We start from the raw sequence: 20,227 nt of genomic DNA, 5'->3' as shown, positions 1-20,227 counted from the left end.
CCCCATTCTCGATTCCCGGCTATCGGAGATAGCCATGAGCAAGCAGATTCAAGAAGCCTACATCGTCGCCGCCACGCGTACGCCGGTGGGCAAGGCGCCCAAGGGCGTGTTCCGCAATACCCGTCCCGACGACATGCTGGCGCACGTCTTGCGCGCAGTGGTGGCGCAGGCGCCGGGCATCGACCTGTCGCGCATCGACGACGCCATCATCGGCTGCGCGATGCCCGAGGGCGAGCAAGGCATGAACGTGGCGCGCATCGGCGTATTGCTCGCCGGCCTGCCCAACACCGTGGCCGGCCAGACCATCAATCGCTTCTGCTCGTCCGGTATCCAGGCGGTGGCGATGGCCGCCGACCAGATCCGCCTGGGCAATGCCGACCTGATGCTGGCCGGCGGTACCGAGTCGATGTCGATGGTGCCGATGATGGGCAACAAGGTTGCCATGTCGCCAAACGTGTTCGCCGACGACCATGTCGCCATCGCCTACGGCATGGGCATCACCGCCGAGAAGGTCGCCGAGGAATGGAAGGTCTCGCGCGAGGATCAGGATGCGTTTGCACTCGCTTCGCACCAGAAGGCGATTGCCGCCATTGCCGCCGGCGAGTTCCGCGACGAGATCACTCCGTACGAGATCCTCTCGCACCAGCCCGACCTGGCCGGCAATGTCATCGCACTGCGCAAGCGCCTGGTCGACACCGACGAAGGCCCGCGCCCGGACAGCTCGCTGGAAGGCCTGGCCAAGCTGCGCCCGGTGTTCCGCAATGGCCAGTTCGGCGGCAGCGTCACCGCCGGCAATTCCTCGCAGATGAGCGATGGCGCCGGTGCGGTGCTGCTGGCCTCGGAACAGGCGATCAAGGATTACGGCCTGACCCCCCTGGCGCGTTTTGTCAGCTTCTCGGTGGCCGGCGTGCGCCCGGAAGTGATGGGTATCGGCCCGATCGCGGCGATCCCCAAGGCGCTCAAGCAGGCCGGCCTGACCAAGGACCAGCTCGACTGGATCGAGCTCAACGAAGCCTTCGCCGCGCAGGCATTGGCGGTGATCCGCGACAGCGAACTGGATCCGTCCAAGGTCAACCCGCTCGGCGGCGCCATCGCCCTGGGCCACCCGCTGGGCGCCACCGGCGCGATCCGTGCCGCCACCCTGGTGCACGGCCTGCGCCGTCGCCAGCAGAAGTACGGCATGGTCACCATGTGCATCGGCACCGGCATGGGCGCGGCCGGCATCATCGAAGCGCTGTAAGTCACGGATCGTGAGATCGGCTGACAAGCCGATCTCGCAACGCTGACGCGGCTGTCAGTCAACCAAGGCGTGCGCAAGCACGCCTTCTTTATGCGCCAGTGCGGGCGGCCGTCAGCGAGTGCAAGCGACACCATTCATCCGTTGCGCGCCCGATAGGCACGCCGGCCGAGCATCGCATTTGAGCAGGGCTCCTGATCTGCGCATTGACTGCCGCCCGGCGGCATCTGCGGCAAGAACGCCCAGAACGTGCCAGCCGTTCGATAGCCAGCGTGGCGCGCACGCAATGCCACCGCATCCCGGTCTTCGCTTCTCGCGAGCGCACGGCAGACCCAAGCCTAACGCGCCGCCAGCCACTGACCGGTACGCGCACCGGCAAACACCAGCGCCAGTCCGGCCACCAGCGTGATGGCCAGATACACGCCGATCATCGCGGACCGATCCGTGCGTGCAAACACCAGGCATTCCATCATCAGCGACGAGAACGTGGTCAGCCCGCCGATCACGCCGACGATCAGCAAGGCCCGCAGCGGCCAGCTCGCCGGCCCGCGCGCATCCAGCCAGACCAGCAGCACGCCGGCGACGAAGGAGCCGAGCAGATTCACCGTCAACGTGCCCCACGGAAATCCGTTGCCAAAGCGTTGCAGCAACGAGGCACCAATGGCAAAGCGCAGGCCGGACCCCAATGCGCCGCCGGTCATCGCCAGCAGCAGCTGCTGCCACCACACCGGTGCGTTCATGTCTGCAGTCCGCAAGCGGCCGATGGAGTTTTCAACGACGTGTCGTGCATGGTCGGCAGCATCCAGTTCCTGAGCGAGAAAAGATGCCGGGGCACAGACCTGCCGCCCCGGCGGGGGTGGGCAGGCATCATCAGCGCGCAGACTGCGTGCGGTTCAAGGAGGAATGCCATCTCCTGCACGGCCGATTATGCCGTGGGCTTGCCGACCTTGCCAGCCCGCGCCTGTTCGCGCGCGGCGCGCAGACGGTCGAGCTTTTCCTTGAGCTTGATCTCCAGTCCGCGCGGCACCGGGTTGTAGTAGACCCGCTCGCCCATCGCATCCGGAAAGCCGGTCTGGTCCAGCGCGATCCCGCCTTCGGCATCGTGGTCGTACTGATAGTCCTGTCCGTAGCCGAGCGTCTTCATCAGCTTGGTCGGCGCATTGCGCAGATGCAGCGGCACCTCCTGCGTGCCGGTGGCGCGCACCTCGGCCTTGGCCTGGTTGAAGGCGGCATAGCCGGCATTGGACTTGGCGGTGCTGGCCAGATACAGCACCAGCTGCGCGAACGCCAGTTCGCCTTCGGGGCTGCCCAGACGCTCGTAGATGTCCCAGGCTTCCAGCGCCATGCTCTGCGCGCGCGGATCGGCCAGGCCGATGTCCTCGATCGCCATGCGGGTCAGCCGGCGTGCCAGGTACGCCGGGTCACAGCCGCCGTCGAGCATGCGCGTGAGCCAGTACAGCGCGGCATCGGGATTGGAACTGCGCACCGATTTGTGCAGCGCCGAGATCTGGTCGTAGAACTGCTCGCCGTTCTTGTCGAACCGACGCGTGCGGTCGGCCAGCACCTGCAGCAGCGTCTGCGGGGTGATCTGGCCACCCTCGCCGCCTGCCAGTTCCGCGGCAATCTCCAGCAGGGTCAACGCACGGCGCACGTCGCCGTCGGCGGCGCTGGCAATTTCCAGCAGCGAGGCATCGCTGACCTGGAGCGTTTCCTGCCCCAGCCCGCGCTCTGGATCATGCAGGGCACGTTGCAAGGCCTCGACGATGTCCTGCGGCGAAACGCCTTCCAGCACGTGCACGCGACAGCGCGACAACAATGCCGAATTCAATTCGAACGAGGGATTTTCGGTCGTCGCACCGACGAACAGGATCGTGCCGCGCTCGATATGCGGCAGGAATGCATCCTGCTGCGCCTTGTTGAAGCGGTGCACCTCATCGACGAACAACACCGTGCGGCGTCCGCTGGCGAAACGCTGCGCTGCCTCGGCCAGGACCTGCCGCACCTCCGGCAAACCCGACAACACCGCCGAGATCGCCTTGAATTCAGCATCGGCGTAATGCGCCAGCAGCAGCGCCAGGGTGGTCTTGCCGCAGCCGGGCGGGCCCCACAGGATCATCGAATGCACGCGGCCGGATTCCACCGCGCGTCGCAATGCGCTATCGGGGGCGAGCAGACGCTTCTGCCCCACCATCTCTTCGAGGGTGCGCGGACGCATGCGCTCGGCCAGCGGGCGCAGATGCTCGCCGTCTACGCTGAGCAGATCGGCTTCGGGAGCGATGGGGAGCTTGGTTCGTGCCACGCGGCATTGTATCGCGTCAGCCAGCGACCTTCTGCGAAGAACGCCATTGGCTGTGCGGATGCTGCAGGCGACGGCTTACTGCGCGTCGCCGACCACGTCCACGCCCTTGCCCGGCGTGTAGCGGAAGGTGTCGGCAGCGAATGCCGGATTGCGCTTCCAGCCGCTGAAGCTGATCGCAGTGCGCTGGCCGACCGCGTCCACCACTTCCATCCTGGCCAGGCCATCCTTGCCGAACCCCAGCGAGGCCATCTGGAAGCTGGCCTCGGTGTCGACCTTGGGCGTCAGCGACAGCCACTGCAGTCCGTCACGTGGCGCCGCCTCTTCGCTGACGTCGTACTGCTTGTCCAGGCGCGCCGGGTCGATCAACGCGACCAGGGGGCTGTTCTGTTCTTCGCTGCCCTGCGCGCGCACGGTCACCTGCTCCAGATCCGGGTCGAACACCCAGACCTTCTTGCTGTCGGCCACGATCAATTGCCGGTAGGGCTTGGCGTATTCCCAACGGAATTGGCGCGGCGCCGACAATGCCACCCGCCCGCTCGCGCGCTCCTTGACCCGACCATTGGCATCGGAAACCTGCTGGCTGAACTGCCCGTCCAGGCCTTTGAGGCCGCGCGTGAACGTATCCAGCTCCTGGCGCGCGCCGGCGAACGCGGTGCCGGCAAACAGAGCGGTGGCGAGGACGGCATAACGGAGCTGGCGATGCATCGCAGGTTCCAGAAAGGGAATGCGGGAATTCTGATACTTCGTAGATGAATGGGCGAGCGCTATCGCGTGATGCGTTCTGATCGCGGCGGCGGCCGGTCAGTCCATTCCCTGTGCGGTCTGCACCCTGGACAGATCGCCATACACGATCTGCCCGCGAAAACCGCGCCGCACCTGCTGGTAGAGCTCGCGAAACGCGCGGTAATCCTGCGGCTGACACAGCGCCTGCGGCCCACGCACTGCAGCGCGCTGCAACCGGTGCACCGCCGTCACCGTCTGGCCCTGGCGCGTCCACTCGACCGCATACTCGCCAGCGGCATTGCGAAAGCGGCTGCTGCGCGGGATCGCGATGATCGGCACCGTTGCCGGAAAGCTCACCACATAGGTCTCTTCGCGCACGCTGTCGTTGCAGTAGAACGGGGTCACGTTGTCTTCGGCCGAGGTGGTCGTGTAGATGCCGCGGGTGGATTCGGCGCCGGGCATATCCGGCAAGGTCATGCCGCCGACCACCGAAAAATCCACTGCGTCGTCGGCCTGGAACGCGTAGCGATAGTTGAACGGCGCATCCAGGTCCAGCGGGTCGCCCTGGATCAGCAGATCGCCGGTGCCATCGAAGCCGGACTGCGCAATGATCGACTCCTCGATGCGATTGCGGTTTTGCGCATTGAGCTGCACGAACATCGCCCGCAGCCCCACCTCGCCGGTCTGCCCGCTGTCGAGCGTGGTCAGGCCGTGCAACCCACCCTCGGGGGTAAAGCGGTACTCGGTACGCGCGACATAGCGGTTGACCTTGCGGTCGTTGGGCGGGGTATGCGTGACCTTTCCGTCCAGCGTATGCACCACCGGCGCGCCGAGATCGCCGGCCGGCAACTGGCCGAAGCGCGCATAGGGATTGGTCGAATCCACATACAGGTCGAACGCCGGGATGTAGGTGATGGCGTGGTTGAAGCGGCCAAGCACCGGAATCGGCGGCAGTGTCGGCCCGCCTTCGGCACCGATCAGCACCGGCGTGCTGGCGATGCCCTTGGCCGCCAGCAAGGCTTCCAGGATCACGGTGTGGTCCTTGCAGTCGCCATAGTGGTTGGCCAGGATGCTGTCGGCGCCATTGGGCTCCAGCCCGCCGTTGCCCAGGTACACCGCCACGTAGCGGATATTGCGCGCCACCCACGCGTACAACGCGGCGGCCTGCGCGCGCGGCGCGTCGATACCGCGGGTCACTTCGTCGGCCAGCGCCTGGACCGCCGGCGTCACTGCGGCAGCGCGGCCGCCCTTGACGTGATAGGCCAGGCCCATCTGTGACCAGCTGTCGAAGGTGCTGGCCATCAGGGTGGGGCTGAATTCCCAGGTCGCCGCACTCCAGTTCTGGTTCTTCATCGGCGCGGTGCGCTGATAGCGCCACTCCCAGCGCGCCTGGTCGCCGCGCACCACCGGCCTGGTCCCGCCCTGCAGCCCGCGCACCGACAAATGCATCGGCAATGCCTTCGGCGCCACCAGGGTGACCACCGCATCGTCGTATTGCGCGAACACGCTGAAGGTTTCCCACAGGCTGAAGTACCCGGGGAAGTACGGCGTGTTCTGCGCCCGCCGCACGCGGTAGACGATGCGCGCACCCGGCGCCAGATTCGGGAACACCACCACCTTGACCTTGCGGTCGGCATACATCGCCGCCGCAGCACTGGAATAGCTTTCCTGGGTGTAGATCTTGTCGGGCGCCACGTCCTGGCGCAGTCCTTCGGCGGTGACGGTATAGGCCTGCAGCACCTCCAGGGTCTCCATCTTCTCGCTGTAGCTCAGCCGCACCTGGCTGAATTGCTCCACCGCCGATTTGGTCTTCAGCAGGATCTCGTACTCGTCGGTTTCCACGCTGCTGGCGTCGGCACGCACTTCGTAGTCGGCGCGGTAGCGCACGAAGCTGTAGTTGGTGTCGGCCTGCGCGCGCGCCGCAGCGGCAGCAGGCGCAGGCTGTTGCTGGGCCTGGGCCAGCAACGGCAATGGGATCAGCAGCAGGAGCAGCAACACGGAACGACGCAGCATGGGCCTTGAATCGCGGCGGACCGGAGCGGCCCTCGTGCAACAGGGTAGCCGGTGCACGCCGCAGCGTCAGTCACCGGCCTCCAAGATCACCGCATCCCTGCGCGCGAGCATGCACAGGCAGCCCGGATCAGCGCGCAATCCGCTGCCACCGGCAGGCGGATTCCACCGCGTTGCCGGCCGCCGGTTACTTGGGCGGCGGCGGCGCCAGCACGGTGCGGTCGCCATTGTGCTCGGGTTGGCTGACCACGCCGGCCGCTTCCATCGCTTCGATCAGGCGTGCGGCGCGGTTGTAGCCGATCTTCAAGCGCCGCTGCACGCCGGAGATCGAGGCGCGCCGGGTTTCGGTGACGATACGCAAGGCTTCGTCGTACAAGGGGTCGGACTCGTCGCCGCCACCACCGCTGCTCTCGGGCAAGCCGGTCGCACCGACTACGGTGCCGTCGCCCATGGTCTGCACTTCGTCCAGCACGCCGTCGACATACGAGACCGGCCCGCTGGCCTTGAGATGCTCGACCACCCGATGCACTTCCTCGTCGCTGACGAAGGCGCCATGCACGCGGTCCGGCAGCGCCGTGCCCGGCGGCAGGTACAGCATGTCGCCGTTGCCCAGCAGCGCTTCGGCGCCGGACTGATCCAGGATGGTGCGCGAGTCGATCTTGGAGCTGACCTGGAACGCCACGCGGGTCGGGATATTGGCCTTGATCAGGCCGGTGATCACGTCCACCGACGGCCGCTGCGTGGCCAGGATCAGATGGATGCCGGCCGCACGCGCCTTTTGTGCCAGGCGCGCGATCAGCTCCTCGACCTTCTTGCCGACGATCATCATCATGTCGGCGAATTCGTCGATGAAGATCACGATGAACGGCAGCGTTTCCAATGGCCGCGGCGCTTCGCCCAGTTCGGGGTTGGGCTTGAACAGCGGGTCCATCATCGGCTGGCCGGCGTCGATGGCGTCCTTGATCTTCTTGTTGAAGCCGGCCAGGTTGCGCACGCCCACCGCGCTCATCAGCTTGTAGCGGCGCTCCATCTCGGCCACGCACCAGCGCAGGCCGTTGGCGGCCTCCTTCATGTCGGTGACCACCGGCGCCAGCAGATGCGGGATGCCCTGGTAGACGCTCAGTTCCAGCATCTTCGGGTCGATCATCAGCATCCGCAGTTCCTTGTGCGAAGCCTTGAACAGCAGGCTCAGCACCATCGCGTTGACCGCCACCGACTTGCCCGAGCCGGTGGTACCGGCCACCAGCAAATGCGGCATGCGCGCCAGGTCGGCGACGGTCGGGCGTCCGGCGATGTCCTTGCCCAGGGCAAGCGTCAGCGGGCTGGCCGACTTGTCGTATTCCTTGGAGCGCAGCAGTTCGGACAGGAAGATCATCTCGCGGCTGACATTGGGGATCTCCAGGCCGATCACCGACTTGCCCGGGATCACATCCACCACGCGCACCGACTTGACCGACAGCCCGCGCGCGATGTCCTTGTCCAGCGAGCTGATCTGGCTGACCTTGATGCCCGGCGCCGGCTCGATCTCGAAACGGGTGATCACCGGGCCCGGATAGGCCCCGACCACCTGCGCCTCGATGCGGAAGTCCTTGAGCTTGAACTCGATCTGCCGCGACAACGTCTCCAGCGTCTCTTCCGAATAGCCCTTGGCCTGCGGCTTGGGGTCGTCCAGCAGCGCGAGCGGCGGCAGGTCGGACCCGTCGGTGCTGACGCCCTGGAACATCGGGATCTGGGTATCGCGCTTGGCGCGCTCGCTCTTTTCCACCACCGGTGCCGGCGGCGGCTCGATCTTGACCGGCTCGCGCTTGGCCTGCTTGACCGCATCGACCTTGCGCACTTCCTCGCGCTCTTCGCGCATCACGCGGGTCTGCTGCCACTCGCTGGCCTGGTGGGTCTTGCGTTGCATCAACGGCCCCAGCGCCAGCACCCAGGTGCCGATGCGCTCCATCACCGCAAACCACGACAGGCCGGTGGCCAGGGTGATCGACACCAGCAGCAGCACCAGCACGAACAGGTTGGCACCCAGCGCCCCGAACCCGGCGCTCAGCGAATTGCTGACCAAGCGCCCGAGGATCCCGCCGGCCCCGGCCACATCGCCGTTGAACAGGCGCAGATGCAGGAAGCCGGTCGAGGCGATCAAGAACCCGACCATGCCGACCAGCCGCAATGCCGGCCCCAGGTCGGCTTCGGCCTGCCCTTCCTTGTCCATGCCGAACAAGGCGATCCAAGCCACCGCACCCAGCACCACCGGCAGCAGGAAGGCCACATAACCGAACAGCTGCAGCAGTACGTCGGCCGTCCAGGCGCCGACGCGGCCGCCCATGTTGTGCACCGGCGCGACCACGCTGCCGGTCTGCGACCAGCCGGGATCGGCGCTCGAATAGGTGAACAGGCTGGCCAGCAGATACAGCAGCAGCGGCGCCACCGCGATCAATGCCAGATCGCGCCAGAGCTTTTGCCGACGCGGATTGTCCGCCACCGCTGTCTTGCGCGAGGACGTCTTGCCCTCAGCGGGCTTGCTGCGTTCGGGAACCTGCTTTGCCACCTGTAGCCAGACCTTAGAAAAATGCTGTTAGTGGTTGATAATAAACGACCGAGGCCGCGGTTTCAGCTGTTGTATGAGCGTCGCCTGCCCGGGCACGCGCCGGTCAACAAAAAACGCCGCACGAGGCGGCGTCGATTACGCGTACGGGGTGGACCATGCCATCTGCGGTTCAAGCAGTTCCATCGCGCCGCCTTGATTCACCGGGTGGGGACCGCCACTCTATGCCGCCACAGGGGCGCGAATTCACTCGCCTGCCCTGCCAATTCCTAGATCGCGAGTATACATGAGCGCCTCTTCTGCCAGTCCCGCCAAGCATTCCCGCCTGCTGATCCTGGGCTCCGGCCCGGCCGGCTGGACCGCCGCGGTCTACGCCGCCCGCGCCAACCTCAAGCCGGTGGTGATCACCGGCTTGCAGCAAGGCGGCCAGCTGATGACCACCACCGAAGTCGACAACTGGCCGGGCGACCCCCACGGCCTGATGGGCCCGGACCTGATGAGCCGCATGCAGGCCCATGCCGAGCGCTTCGAGACCGAGGTGATCTTCGACCACATCCACACCGCCGACCTGTCGCAGCGCCCGTTCCGGCTGATCGGTGACGGTGCCGAGTACACCTGCGACGCACTGATCATCTCCACCGGCGCCACCGCCAAGTACCTGGGCATCCCCAGCGAGGAAGCCTTCAAGGGCCGCGGTGTGTCTGCCTGCGCCACCTGCGACGGGTTCTTCTACAAGGACCAGGACGTGGTGGTGGTCGGCGGCGGCAACACGGCAGTCGAGGAAGCGTTGTACCTGTCCAACATCGCCCGCAAGGTCTACCTGGTCCACCGCCGCGACACCCTGCGCGCGGAGAAGATCATGCAGGACAAGCTGTTCGCCAAGGTCGCCGCCGGCAAGATCGAAACCGTCTGGCACCACGCCATCGATGAAGTGCTGGGCAACGATGCCGGTGTCACCGGCGTGCGGGTCAAGTCCACCCTCGACGGCAGCACCCGCGAGATCGTCGCGCACGGCTTCTTCGTCGCCATCGGCCATCACCCCAACACCCAGCTGTTCGACGGCCAGCTGGCGATGAACAACGGCTACCTGGAGATCCGCTCAGGCCTCAACGGCGCGGCGACCGAGACCTCGGTGGCTGGCGTGTTCGCTGCCGGCGACGTTGCCGACCAGCACTACCGCCAGGCGATCACCTCGGCCGGTTTCGGCTGCATGGCCGCACTGGATGCCGAGCGCTATCTCGACAAGAGCGCCTGACGTGGCCGCTGACCGCCGGCCGCGCCGCGCGGGCAGCGCCGATGCCGGCGGGCCGGGCGCATGAGCGTCACCGCCCGCTGGTGCCGCCGGCTGGACGAGCTCCCGGCCGGTGCCTGGGACGCGCTGCACGACGGCGCGCACCCGTTCATTTCCTATGCCTTCCTGGAGGGCCTCGAACGGGAGGGCTGCCTGCGCCCGGACTGGGGCTGGAATCCGCTGCACCTGACGCTATGGGACGACGACACGCTGGTCGCTGCGGCGCCGGGGTACCTGAAGAACAACTCGCACGGCGAGTTCGTGTTCGACCACGCCTGGGCGCATGCGTATGCGCGTTATGGACAGGAGTACTTCCCCAAGTGGCTGTGCGGGGTGCCCTACTCGCCGGTGACCGGCCCGCGCCTGCTGGGGGCACCGCGATGGCACCCGCAATTGCTCGCAGCGATGCGCGAGCTGGTGGAGCGCAGCGGGCTGTCATCGGCGCATGTGAACTTCTACCCGGCGGGCGAAGATGCGGCCTTCGATAGCGACTGGCTGGAGCGCAACGACCTGCAGTACCACTGGCACAACGCCAGCGGCTGGAGCGACTTCGAAACCTTCCTGGCCGCGATGGACCACAAACGGCGCAAGAACATCCGCCAGGAGCGCGCCAAGGTGCAGCGGGCCGGCGTGCAGTTGCGCGTGGTCCATGGCGATGAAGCCAGCGACGCCGACCTGGAAGCGATGTATGGCTTCTATCTCAAGACCTTCAACGAATACGGCAACTCGCCTGCGCTGACGCCGGAATTCCTGCGTCATCTGGCCCGGCACCTGCCGCGCCAGCTGGTGATGTTTCTGGCCGAGCTGGACGGGCGCCCGATCGCCGGCGCACTGTGCCTGCGCGGGCGCCACACGCTGTACGGGCGTTACTGGGGCGGCGAAGCCCTGCCTGGGTTGCATTTTGAAACCTGCTACTACCAGGGCATCGACTACTGCCTGCGCGAGGGCCTGGCGCGCTTCGAGCCCGGCGCGCAGGGCGAGCACAAGATCGCGCGCGGCTTTCTGCCCACCCTGGTCCGCAGCCGTCACTGGATCGCCGACCCCGGCTTCCGCGAGCCGCTGGCGCACTGGTGCGCCGACGAACGCCGGGCGGTCGCCCGGCACGCACGCGAGCTGTCCGAACACAGCCCGTTCCGCGATTGAACCCGCGCGGCAGCCAGGCCGGCTGCACCCGCCCTGATCGCAGGCCGGCCTCTTGCAGGCGACACGCGACGCGCCCCGTCCAGGGACAATCGTCAGCCCGGTAAGAACTGCACGCCCGGCAGCGCGTGCTCGTGCACGCATGCCGCGGCGCGTATCGAGGACGAAGTGCAGCGTGCCGGGGACTGCGCGCCCCGGGTGCGCCATGGACGACAGGCTCTACACTGCGCGCATGTCCCGCGCCCTTCCCTACCTGCTGGCGACCGATCCGGCCGCGCCCTTCCCGCCGGCCGAACAGGCGTTGCGCGAGCCGGACGGCCTGCTTGCCATCGGCGGCGACCTGTCGCCGCAACGCCTGCTCAAGGCCTATGCCGGTGGCGTGTTCCCCTGGTTCTCGGACGGCCAGCCGATCCTGTGGTGGAGCCCGGACCCGCGCACGGTGTTTCGTACCGATGGCGTACGCCTGTCCTCGCGCTTCCGGCGCCAGTTGCGCAGCAGCCGCTGGATGCTGCGCGCCGATACCGCCTTCGCACAGGTGATCGCTGCCTGTGCGTCGATTCCGCGCGCCGGCCAGGACGGTACCTGGATCACCACCACGATGCAGCAAGCCTACCTCGAGCTGCATCGGCTGGGCCATGCGCATTCGCTGGAAGTGTTCGATGGCCCACGCCTGGTCGGCGGTATCTACGGAGTGGCGATCGGCCAGATGTTCTTCGGCGAGAGCATGTTCAGTGCCGTCAGCGGCGGCTCCAAGGTGGCGCTGGCAGCGCTGGCCGCGCACCTGCACGCCTGCGGTTGGCCATTGCTCGACGCGCAGGTGGAAAATCCGCACCTGATGCGCCTGGGCGCGCAGCGCCTGCCACGTGCAGACTTCCTGCAGCAGGTACGGCTGCAGGTCGGCCAGACTGCGCTGCCGGGCAGCTGGTCCGAACGCTACGGCGAGCGGCCTGCCAGCGCGCTTGCTGAAGTCCGCTTAACATAAAATTTGCACCGCGGGGAGATGGAGCGTAAAATGCTGTCCCTTACGGCCCTCCCGGGCCAGCCGTGATTGCACAGGATTACATGTCGAAAGACGACTCCATTGAATTCGAAGGCAGCGTCAGCGAGACGCTTCCCAACACCACGTTCCGGGTCAAGCTGGAAAACGGGCATGAAATCATCGCCCACATCTCCGGCCGCATGCGCAAGAACTACATCCGCATCCTGACCGGCGACCGGGTCAAAGTTGAGATGACTCCGTACGACCTGACCAAGGGTCGTATTACCTACCGCATGAAGTAAGCGGTTCTGGTGTGAGACGCGAGGCGGCCAATGGCCGCTTTTTGTCGTGGCCGGGATCTGGGCAGTTGGCAGGCATGGCTGGCCGATGTCGTCGGCTTGCCCCGCCTTCGCTGGTGTCATTGGCGTTTGTGGCCAGCCGATCCATTGCCTCGGTTCCGAAGCGTGCGGTTGTCGCTGGTGGTTTGCCGCTCCTCCGCGATCGCCGCGGCTGTGCGCCCTTCCCGCTGTGCATCTCCAGGGACATAAAAAAACCGCTCCTTCGAGCGGTTTTTTCACTTCAGGACTGCAGGGCGATCAGTCGACCGTCGCCGGCAGCAGACGCTCCGGTTCCGGATGCGCCTCCACCACCAGCTCGCCGTCCTTGACGTCGATATTGACCCGACCGCCTTCCACCAGCTTGCCGAACAACAGCTCGTCGGCCAGCGGGCGCTTGATCTTCTCCTGGATCACCCGCGACATCGGGCGCGCACCCATCAGTGGATCGAAGCCGTGCTGGGCCAGCCAGTCGCGCGCAGTCGGCGTGGCCGACAACGACACGTGCTTTTCCTGCAACAGCATTTCCAGCTCGATGATGAACTTGTCCACCACGCGCAGGATGTGGTCAAAGCCCAGCGGCTGGAACTGCACGATTGCATCCAGGCGGTTGCGGAACTCGGGCGTGAACCCGCGACGGATCGATTCCATCGCATCGGTGGAGTGATCCTGCTTGGTGAAGCCGATCGACCGCCGCGAGGCCTGGGTGGCGCCGGCATTGGTCGTCATCACCAGGATCACGTTCTTGAAGTTTGCCTCGCGCCCGTTGGTGTCGGTGAGGATGCCGCGATCCATGACCTGCAACAGGATGTTGAAGATGTCCGGATGCGCCTTCTCCACCTCGTCCAGCAGCAGCACGCAGTGCGGCGTCTTGACGATCTTCTCGGTCAGCAGGCCACCCTGGTCGAAACCGACATAGCCTGGAGGCGCGCCGATCAGGCGGCTGATCGAATGCGCTTCCATGTATTCGGACATGTCGAAGCGCACCAGCTCGATCCCCAATTGCAGCGCGAGCTGCTTGGTGACCTCGGTCTTGCCGACACCGGTGGGACCGGCAAACAGGAAGTTGCCGATCGGCTTCTCCGGATTGGCCAGGCCCGAGCGCGCGAGCTTGATCGAGCCAGCCAGCGTCTCGATCGCCGGGTTCTGGCCGAAGATCACCATCTTCAGATTGCGCTCCAGATGCTGCAGCACGTCCTTGTCGGTCGCGCTGACCTGCTTGGCCGGAATCCGCGCCATCTTGGCGACGATGGTCTCGATCTCCTCGATATCGATCAGCTCCTTGCGCTTACCCTCGGGCAGCAGGCGCTGACGCGCACCGGCTTCGTCGATCACATCGATCGCCTTGTCCGGCAGCAGGCGGTCGCCGATATGCTTGACCGACAGGTCCACGGCGGCCTGCAGCGCATCGTCGGCATAGGTCACGCCGTGGTGCGCTTCGTACTTGGGCTTGAGGCCCTGCAGGATTTCGAAGGTTTCGCCCACGGTCGGCTCGACGATGTCGATCTTCTGGAAGCGACGCGCCAGCGCACGGTCCTTTTCGAAGATGCCGCGGTATTCCTGGAACGTGGTCGAGCCGATGCAGCGCAGCTCGCCCGACGACAGCGCAGGCTTGATCAGATTGGAGGCGTCCATCGTGCCGCCCGACGCCGACCCGGCACCGATGATGGTGTGGATCTCGTCGATGAACAGCACCGCGTTGGGCACCTTCTTCAGCGCCGCCAGCACGCCCTTGAGGCGCTTCTCGAAGTCGCCGCGGTACTTGGTGCCAGCCACCAGCGCGCCCAGGTCCAGCGAGAAGATCACTGCGTCGGCCAGCACTTCCGGCACGTCGTTGTCGACGATGCGCTTGGCCAGCCCCTCGGCAATGGCGGTCTTGCCGACACCGGCCTCGCCCACGTACAGCGGATTATTCTTGCGGCGGCGGCACAGCACCTGGATGGTGCGCTCGATTTCGTCGCCACGGCCGACCAGCGGGTCGATCTTGCCGTTGCGGGCCTGCTCGTTGAGATTGGTGGCGAACTCGGCCAGCGCATCGCCCTTGGCCTCGCCCTCCCCGCCCTCGCTCTTGGGCTCGCCATCGGAGGTGGACGGCTGCTCGCCGTCCTCGCCCAGCTTGGCGATGCCATGCGAGAGGTAGTTGACGATATCCAGACGGGTGATGTCCTGCTGATTCAGGAAATACACCGCGTGTGAATCCTTCTCGCCGAAGATCGCCACCAGCACATTGGCACCGGTGACTTCCTTCTTGCCCGAGGATTGCACGTGATAGACCGCACGCTGCAGCACGCGCTGGAAGCCCAGCGTGGGCTGGGTGTCGCGGCCATCGTCTTCGGCCAGGCGTGAGACCGAGGCCTCGATCGCCTGCTCCAGATCATTGTGCAGACGCACCTGGTCAGCGCCGCAGGCCTTGAGGACGGCCTGGGCGGACGGGTTGTCCAGCAGCGAGAGCAGCAGGTGCTCGACGGTCATGAACTCGTGACGCGCCTCGCGTGCTCGCTTGTAGCACTGGCCGATGGTTTGCTCTAGGTCTTTGCTGAACATTGGTAACTCCGAACGGCTGTTGCCAACAATATGCGGCTTTTGTTGGGATTTACCACAACCCTATCGGATAGGCATGTTCAGACGGCGTTAGCATGTGATTGCAGCCACAGTGTTGCGCTGCTGGAATGATCCAATCGACCGGTCAGGCCTGCTCCATCGTGCACAGCAGCGGATGCTGGTTCATGCGCGAGAATTCGTTGACCTGGGCGACCTTGGACTCGGCGACTTCGCGGCTGTAGACCCCGCAAACGCCACGTCCACGGGTATGGACATGCAGCATGACCTGCGTGGCCCGCTCCAGATCGAGGTTGAAAAACTGCTGCAACACCGTCACCACGAAGTCCATCGGGGTGTAGTCGTCGTTCAGCAGAAGCACCTGATAGCGCGGCGGTGGCGCCACTTCAGGCTTGCTGGCTTCGACCGTGAGGCCGTGATCGTGTTCGTGTGAGGTCTTACGAGGCATCCGGGCATTATACGGTTCATCGCCGCACGCATTGGACGATTTACGCCGCGCCCCGCACAATTTGTCTCCGATTCCATGGCTGGCCCTTGATGACCGATTCCCTGACCGCGCCCTTGCTGGCGCCGTCGTTCACCGCCGACTTGTCCAGCTCCATGCGCGAAGCAGGGTCCAACGGCCGTCTGGGCCGACTTCACGCCCTGACCCTCGCCGGCAAGGCGAGCAACCCTTCGATCGAGCAGGACCTGCAACGATGAGCGCCTCCGGACAACGCTGGCATCCGGATGTCACCGTGGCCACCGTGGTGGTGCGCGACGGGCGCTTCCTGCAGGTCGAAGAGCACATCGGTGACCGGCTGCTGTTGAACCAGCCTGCCGGACACCTGGAACCGGACGAAAGCCTGCTCGACGCGGCGGTGCGCGAGACCCTGGAAGAGACCGGCTGGGATGTGCGCCCGACCCACTTCATCGGCACCTACCAGTGGGTCGCCCCGAGCGGCCAGTGCTTCCTGCGGTTTGCGTTTGTCGCAGAGGCCCTGACCCACCATCCCGAGCGCAGCCTGGACACCGGCGTGGTGCGCGCCTTGTGGATGACGCCGGAAGAATTGCGCAGCGCCACCGAGCGGATGCGCAGCCCGTTGGTGTGGGAGGTGGTGGCCGATTACCTGGCCGGCCAGCGCCATCCGTTGGCATTGGTGCGGCACGTCGCATGAGTACGCCGCGCATCGTGGTCGGGGTCTCCGGCGGCGTGGATTCGTCGGTGGCGGCCTGGCGGCTGGCCCAGCAAGGCGAGTCGCTCGCCGGACTGTTCATGCAGAACTGGGCCGACGATGGCAGCGGCGATTGCCGCGCCGAGGACGACCGCCGCGATGCGGTGGCGGTGTGCGGGGTGCTGGGCATTGCGTTCCATTTCCGCGATTTTTCCGGCGAATACTGGAGCGGCGTGTTCGAGCACTTCCTGGCCGAATACGCGGCCGGGCGCACCCCCAACCCCGATGTGCTGTGCAACCGCGAGGTCAAGTTCAAGCATTTCCTGGATGCGGCCCAGGCGCTGGGCGCCGAGCGCATCGCCACCGGCCACTACGCCCGGGTGGCGCACAGCGGCGGGCGCTGGCGCCTGCTGCGCGGCGCCGACCGCGGCAAGGACCAGAGTTATTTCCTGCATCAGCTGGGACAGACCCAGCTGGCCGCGACGCTGTTTCCGATCGGCGACCTGGAAAAAAGCACGCTGCGCCGGATCGCCCAGGATGCCGGCCTGCCGACGCATGCCAAGAAGGATTCCACCGGCATCTGCTTCATCGGCGAGCGCGATTTCCGCGAGTTCCTGGGCCGTTACCTGCCCGCGCGCACCGGCGAGATCCGCGACCCGCAGGGGCAACGCATCGCCGAGCATCCGGGGGTGTTCTATTTCACCCTGGGGCAGCGCGAAGGCCTGAACATCGGCGGCGTGCGTGGACGCGCCGCCGCGCCGTGGTACGTGGTCGGCAAGGATGTGGCGAGCAATGTGCTGTATGTGGACCAGGACCGTGACAGCCCGCTGCTGCAATCACGCTGGCTGCAGTCCGAGCAGGCCCATTGGGTCACCGGCGCGCCGCCGGCGCGCAGCTTCGCTTGCACCGCACAGACCCGTTACCGGCAGCCCGACGAGCCGTGCACGGTGCAGGTGCAGGACGATGGCAGCGTGCAGGTGCGTTTCGAGCGGCCGCAGCGGGCGGTAACGCCCGGGCAGTCGCTGGTGTTGTACGACGGCGAGGAATGCCTGGGCGGCGCGGTCATTGCCGCCACCGATGCGCCGCTGGAACGCCAATTGGCGGGATCTTCTTTTTCACCTGAGGTAGTGGCTTGATGAGTTCTTCCATGGATCACCGCGTGCTGGCGCTTGCCGGCGTCGCCCAGGCCTTGCAACAGGTGCGGCGGATCGCCGAAACCGGGCACTCGGAGGCTGCGACGGTGCGTACCGCCATGGACAGCGTGTTCCGGGTGGATGCGGCCTCGCCGGAGGCCGTGTACGGCTCGCCAGCGGACCTGGCACCGGGCCTGCGGCTGCTGCATAACTATTTCCACAATCAGGGCCAGGACGAGGTCCTGCCGCGGCTGGCGTTGGCGGTGCTGCAGCTGGAGCGCCGCTTCGTGCGCGACACCACCACTGTCGCCACGGTCTCCAAGGGCATCGAGGCGGCCGCGCGTCAGGCACAGAGCCTGGGCGACAGCGGCCATCCGGACGTGTTGAATTCGCTCGGCGGGCTGTATGCGCAGACCATCAGCCACCTGCGCCCCAAGGTCATGGTGCAGGGCAATCCGCATTACCTGGGCCAGGCCGGCGTGGTTGCGGAAATCCGCGCGTTGCTGCTGGCCGCTGTCCGCTCGGCGGTGTTGTGGCGGCAGATGGGTGGCAGCCTGTGGGATTTCCTGTTCGCCAAGCGCGCAATGATCGAGGCGGTGGACCGCGCGCTGCGTTAACCACCTGACAATTCGGGTTGCCACATGCGCCAGCGGTCGCTGGCGCGTGTCAACATCGGTTGAACGGGCGAGACGATGTGGCGATCGTCGCTAAAGACACAGGGGGGACGGCCGATACAGCAACCGTGACTCTGCCGAGAACGCCCATGTATTCACGTCCACTTATCCGTCTGGCCGCCCCTTTGGCCCTGACCTTGCTGTTTCCCTTCGCTGTCGGATTCGACTGGCCCGCTTCGGTGCGCTGGGCGATCCTGGCGACCATGACGCTCAGCTGGCTCGGTTTCGCTGCCTGGGTGACCTACTCCCAGTTCCGGCGTAATCCGGACCAGACCCGCATCCTGCGCGAGCAGGACCAACTGCTCAACGAACTGCGTACGTTCGTCAGCAACGAAGTCGACGGTTCGCGCTCGGAAGTCGAGCGTGCCCGTGAACTGATCCGCCAGGCCGTGTCCGGTCTTGGTGGCAGCTTCGAAGCGATGAACCGCAAGTCGCGCCAGCAAAGCCAGGCATTGGCCCGCATCGTCGACCGTGCCGGTGACGACGGCAGCGCCGGGGTCGACGTCGCCCGCTTCGCCCAGCACGCCAGCTCCCGGATGGAGCAGCTGGTGGAAGCGCTGGAACAGGTGAGCGGTCAAAGTACCAACACGGTGCACCACATCGATGAGATGGCCCAGCACCTGGATGGCATCTTCGCGCTGCTGGAAGACGTCAAGTCGATCGCCGACCAGACCAACCTGCTGGCCCTGAACGCCGCCATCGAAGCAGCCCGTGCCGGTGAAGCCGGTCGCGGCTTCGCGGTGGTCGCCGACGAGGTGCGCAATCTGTCCGAGCGTTCCACCACCTTCAACGAACAGATCCGCAAGCTGGCACACAGCTCCAAGGAATCGATCGCCAAGGTCCGTGAAACGGTCTCGCAGCTGGCCTCGCGTCACATGGATCGCTCCCGCGAAGCCCGCCATGAATCGGCGGCGATGCTGGAGAATGTCGCGCAGATCAACGCCTCGTTGGGCGACGGCATGCGCGAAATCTCCGAATGCGCGCGTTCCATCGACGGTAGCGTGGCCGAAGCGGTGCGTGCCCTGCAGTTCGAGGACATCGCCACGCAGACGCTGAGCGGTATCCATACCCACCTGGATCGTCTCACCGCGATCAACCGTGAAGCGGTGGCGCTGCAGGAACTGCTGCATCGTAACGGCGGCGTGTACGACAGCGATCTGGTCGCCGCGCTGCAGAAGGTGTCCACCCGCCTGCGCGACATGCGTGTGGAGTGGGAGCGCCCGCCGCACAAGCCGGTGGCGCAGCAAGGCATGGGTGCCGGTACGGTCGAACTGTTCTAAGACCGCTGCCACGCACTGCCTGATTCCGACATTCCCCGGCCTTCCGGGGATTTGTCGTTCCGCAACAACCTGGTATCCACTCATGACGCTACTTGCCCCGCCCACCGATGCATCCACCGCCGTGCTCGAATCAGCCGCGCTGGCGGCTGCACATGCCCAGCGCATCGCGCAAAGCGACGCTGCCCGGCCTGCGCTGCGCAGCGTGCGCATGCCGGCCGCGCTGGAACGGCTGGAGCATGCCGCCCGTGCGGAAGTGCAGGCAATGCAGAACCCCCGCCGCAGCTGCAGCGAAGAAGAACTGCTGTTTGCGACCGTGGCCTGGGATCTGGGTCTGGATGGCGCCGCTGTCGGCGTGTCTGGAGCCTGACATCTGTGCGACGACGGGGCGTGCCTCGGCAGGCGCCCCGCCGGTTGTTTCCACTGCCCGACCTGTGGCGCTGGTACGCCAGGCCGTGCCACCAGGCGTGGCTCCGAGCATGGGCGACCATTCGATTGCAGCACCAGGGTGACCTGTCCCCTGCCCGTCTGCTCGACGACCTCTAAGAATCCCACGAAACAATGTCCCGCTTCGCTCGGCTGATCTACGGCCTGGCTGCAGGGCGCTTGCCCACTCCCACGCTGCGAATCCATCGCTCGAGGCTCTTATGCGGTATCCGTGCCGCAGGTTTCCAGATAGTCAGCGGGCTGCACCGAGACGCCCCTGCTGCTCGCAGCTGCCGCATGTGCCTTCGGTAGTTTGGCGCGTGATAGCTCAGGTGTAGAGCGCCTGGCGTTGTGGCTTGGCTGCAGGGCCCTTGTCTGCCCACCATTGCGGGACACGCCATGAATCCGTTCCTGAAGTCGCTTCAGCGACATCCATGCCGCACAAGGT

Annotated in this window: 18 protein-coding genes and 1 riboswitch; of the genes, 11 read left to right on the top strand and 7 right to left on the bottom strand. The window is 66.0% G+C overall.

Annotated elements, in window-relative coordinates; genetic code table 11:
* The first annotated feature begins 34 nt into the window (after positions 1-34).
* On the top strand, positions 35-1,240 hold the full coding sequence (locus tag EO139_RS08870; protein ID WP_016901771.1) for an acetyl-CoA C-acyltransferase: 1,206 nt from the start codon (positions 35-37) through the stop codon (positions 1,238-1,240).
* A gap of 335 nt (positions 1,241-1,575) precedes the next feature.
* Here the strand turns inward: EO139_RS08870 and crcB are convergent, their stop codons facing one another.
* The 5 genes from crcB to EO139_RS08845 form a co-directional block, all read right to left on the bottom strand.
* The gene (gene crcB / locus EO139_RS08865) at positions 1,576-1,977 is read right to left on the bottom strand and encodes a fluoride efflux transporter CrcB (protein WP_126970271.1); all 402 of its coding nucleotides are present in this window, start codon (positions 1,975-1,977) and stop codon (positions 1,576-1,578) included.
* A 114-nt stretch (positions 1,978-2,091) separates the two neighbouring features.
* Positions 2,092-2,160: riboswitch (Fluoride riboswitch) on the bottom strand.
* A gap of 2 nt (positions 2,161-2,162) precedes the next feature.
* Complete coding sequence (locus EO139_RS08860; RefSeq protein WP_241235944.1) at positions 2,163-3,452, bottom strand: replication-associated recombination protein A; 1,290 nt, start codon at positions 3,450-3,452, stop codon at positions 2,163-2,165.
* A 159-nt stretch (positions 3,453-3,611) separates the two neighbouring features.
* On the bottom strand, positions 3,612-4,241 hold the full coding sequence (gene lolA, locus EO139_RS08855) for an outer membrane lipoprotein chaperone LolA (RefSeq protein WP_126970267.1): 630 nt from the start codon (positions 4,239-4,241) through the stop codon (positions 3,612-3,614).
* A 96-nt stretch (positions 4,242-4,337) separates the two neighbouring features.
* Positions 4,338-6,272, bottom strand: coding sequence for a DUF3857 and transglutaminase domain-containing protein (locus EO139_RS08850; protein WP_126970265.1), 1,935 nt, complete (start codon positions 6,270-6,272; stop codon positions 4,338-4,340).
* Positions 6,273-6,456: 184 nt separating this feature from the next.
* On the bottom strand, positions 6,457-8,814 hold the full coding sequence (locus EO139_RS08845) for a DNA translocase FtsK (RefSeq protein ID WP_104582660.1): 2,358 nt from the start codon (positions 8,812-8,814) through the stop codon (positions 6,457-6,459).
* A 283-nt stretch (positions 8,815-9,097) separates the two neighbouring features.
* Here EO139_RS08845 and trxB point away from each other — a divergent pair, with 283 nt between their 5' ends.
* From trxB to infA, 4 genes are all read left to right on the top strand, one after another.
* The gene (trxB, locus tag EO139_RS08840; protein ID WP_104582661.1) at positions 9,098-10,066 is read left to right on the top strand and encodes a thioredoxin-disulfide reductase; all 969 of its coding nucleotides are present in this window, start codon (positions 9,098-9,100) and stop codon (positions 10,064-10,066) included.
* A gap of 60 nt (positions 10,067-10,126) precedes the next feature.
* A complete protein-coding gene (locus EO139_RS08835; RefSeq protein WP_126970263.1) occupies positions 10,127-11,245 on the top strand; it encodes a GNAT family N-acetyltransferase in 1,119 nt (372 codons plus the stop codon).
* Positions 11,246-11,474: 229 nt separating this feature from the next.
* Positions 11,475-12,224 (top strand): leucyl/phenylalanyl-tRNA--protein transferase, encoded by a 750-nt coding sequence (aat, locus tag EO139_RS08830; RefSeq protein ID WP_126970261.1) that lies wholly within the window; start codon positions 11,475-11,477, stop codon positions 12,222-12,224.
* Between the two features lie 80 nt (positions 12,225-12,304).
* Positions 12,305-12,523: a translation initiation factor IF-1 gene (infA, locus tag EO139_RS08825; RefSeq protein WP_002813418.1), complete on the top strand. Its 219-nt coding sequence runs from the start codon at positions 12,305-12,307 to the stop codon at positions 12,521-12,523.
* Between the two features lie 294 nt (positions 12,524-12,817).
* On the opposite strand, the gene clpA is transcribed toward infA, so the two are convergent.
* Together clpA and clpS are read right to left on the bottom strand one after the other, a co-directional pair.
* Positions 12,818-15,100 carry an ATP-dependent Clp protease ATP-binding subunit ClpA gene (clpA, locus tag EO139_RS08820; protein WP_104582663.1) on the bottom strand — a complete coding sequence of 761 codons (2,283 nt, stop codon included), beginning with the start codon at positions 15,098-15,100 and terminating at the stop codon, positions 12,818-12,820.
* Positions 15,101-15,242: 142 nt separating this feature from the next.
* Positions 15,243-15,563, bottom strand: coding sequence for an ATP-dependent Clp protease adapter ClpS (gene clpS, locus EO139_RS08815; protein ID WP_104582664.1), 321 nt, complete (start codon positions 15,561-15,563; stop codon positions 15,243-15,245).
* 89 nt (positions 15,564-15,652) lie between these two features.
* On the opposite strand from clpS, the gene EO139_RS21420 reads away from it, so the two are divergent.
* From EO139_RS21420 to EO139_RS08790, 6 genes are all read left to right on the top strand, one after another.
* Positions 15,653-15,817 (top strand): hypothetical protein, encoded by a 165-nt coding sequence (locus EO139_RS21420; RefSeq protein ID WP_164739795.1) that lies wholly within the window; start codon positions 15,653-15,655, stop codon positions 15,815-15,817.
* Entirely contained in the window at positions 15,814-16,272 is a 459-nt protein-coding gene (locus tag EO139_RS08810; protein ID WP_104582665.1) for an NUDIX hydrolase, read from the top strand. The genes EO139_RS21420 and EO139_RS08810 overlap by 4 nt, the downstream gene beginning before the upstream one ends.
* Positions 16,269-17,405, top strand: coding sequence for a tRNA 2-thiouridine(34) synthase MnmA (mnmA, locus tag EO139_RS08805; RefSeq protein WP_119131999.1), 1,137 nt, complete (start codon positions 16,269-16,271; stop codon positions 17,403-17,405). Before EO139_RS08810 ends, mnmA begins: the two co-directional genes overlap by 4 nt.
* A complete protein-coding gene (gene hflD, locus EO139_RS08800; RefSeq protein WP_104582667.1) occupies positions 17,405-18,019 on the top strand; it encodes a high frequency lysogenization protein HflD in 615 nt (204 codons plus the stop codon). Before mnmA ends, hflD begins: the two co-directional genes overlap by 1 nt.
* 59 nt (positions 18,020-18,078) lie before the next feature.
* On the top strand, positions 18,079-19,356 hold the full coding sequence (locus EO139_RS08795) for a methyl-accepting chemotaxis protein (protein ID WP_180496970.1): 1,278 nt from the start codon (positions 18,079-18,081) through the stop codon (positions 19,354-19,356).
* An 82-nt stretch (positions 19,357-19,438) separates the two neighbouring features.
* The gene (locus EO139_RS08790; RefSeq protein ID WP_104648712.1) at positions 19,439-19,723 is read left to right on the top strand and encodes a hypothetical protein; all 285 of its coding nucleotides are present in this window, start codon (positions 19,439-19,441) and stop codon (positions 19,721-19,723) included.
* The last annotated feature ends 504 nt before the right edge of the window (positions 19,724-20,227 follow it).

The sequence above is a fragment of the Xanthomonas sp. BRIP62411 genome (assembly GCF_003993525.1).
In the GTDB taxonomy this organism is placed as follows: Bacteria; Pseudomonadota; Gammaproteobacteria; order Xanthomonadales; family Xanthomonadaceae; genus Xanthomonas; species Xanthomonas euroxanthea.
Note: the sequence above shows the minus strand (reverse complement) of the source record. Positions and strands in the feature narration are given on the sequence as shown.

Coding starts and splice junctions, on each gene's coding strand:
- EO139_RS08870 (WP_016901771.1), top strand. CDS start 35: ATGAGCAAGCAGATTCAAGAAGCCTACATCGTCGCCGCCACGCGTACG.
- crcB (WP_126970271.1), bottom strand. CDS start 1,977: ATGAACGCACCGGTGTGGTGGCAGCAGCTGCTGCTGGCGATGACCGGC.
- EO139_RS08860 (WP_241235944.1), bottom strand. CDS start 3,452: ATGCGTCCGCGCACCCTCGAAGAGATGGTGGGGCAGAAGCGTCTGCTC.
- lolA (WP_126970267.1), bottom strand. CDS start 4,241: ATGCATCGCCAGCTCCGTTATGCCGTCCTCGCCACCGCTCTGTTTGCC.
- EO139_RS08850 (WP_126970265.1), bottom strand. CDS start 6,272: ATGCTGCGTCGTTCCGTGTTGCTGCTCCTGCTGCTGATCCCATTGCCG.
- trxB (WP_104582661.1), top strand. CDS start 9,098: ATGAGCGCCTCTTCTGCCAGTCCCGCCAAGCATTCCCGCCTGCTGATC.
- EO139_RS08835 (WP_126970263.1), top strand. CDS start 10,127: ATGAGCGTCACCGCCCGCTGGTGCCGCCGGCTGGACGAGCTCCCGGCC.
- aat (WP_126970261.1), top strand. CDS start 11,475: ATGTCCCGCGCCCTTCCCTACCTGCTGGCGACCGATCCGGCCGCGCCC.
- infA (WP_002813418.1), top strand. CDS start 12,305: ATGTCGAAAGACGACTCCATTGAATTCGAAGGCAGCGTCAGCGAGACG.
- clpA (WP_104582663.1), bottom strand. CDS start 15,100: ATGTTCAGCAAAGACCTAGAGCAAACCATCGGCCAGTGCTACAAGCGA.
- clpS (WP_104582664.1), bottom strand. CDS start 15,563: ATGCCTCGTAAGACCTCACACGAACACGATCACGGCCTCACGGTCGAA.
- EO139_RS21420 (WP_164739795.1), top strand. CDS start 15,653: ATGACCGATTCCCTGACCGCGCCCTTGCTGGCGCCGTCGTTCACCGCC.
- EO139_RS08810 (WP_104582665.1), top strand. CDS start 15,814: ATGAGCGCCTCCGGACAACGCTGGCATCCGGATGTCACCGTGGCCACC.
- mnmA (WP_119131999.1), top strand. CDS start 16,269: ATGAGTACGCCGCGCATCGTGGTCGGGGTCTCCGGCGGCGTGGATTCG.
- hflD (WP_104582667.1), top strand. CDS start 17,405: ATGAGTTCTTCCATGGATCACCGCGTGCTGGCGCTTGCCGGCGTCGCC.
- EO139_RS08790 (WP_104648712.1), top strand. CDS start 19,439: ATGACGCTACTTGCCCCGCCCACCGATGCATCCACCGCCGTGCTCGAA.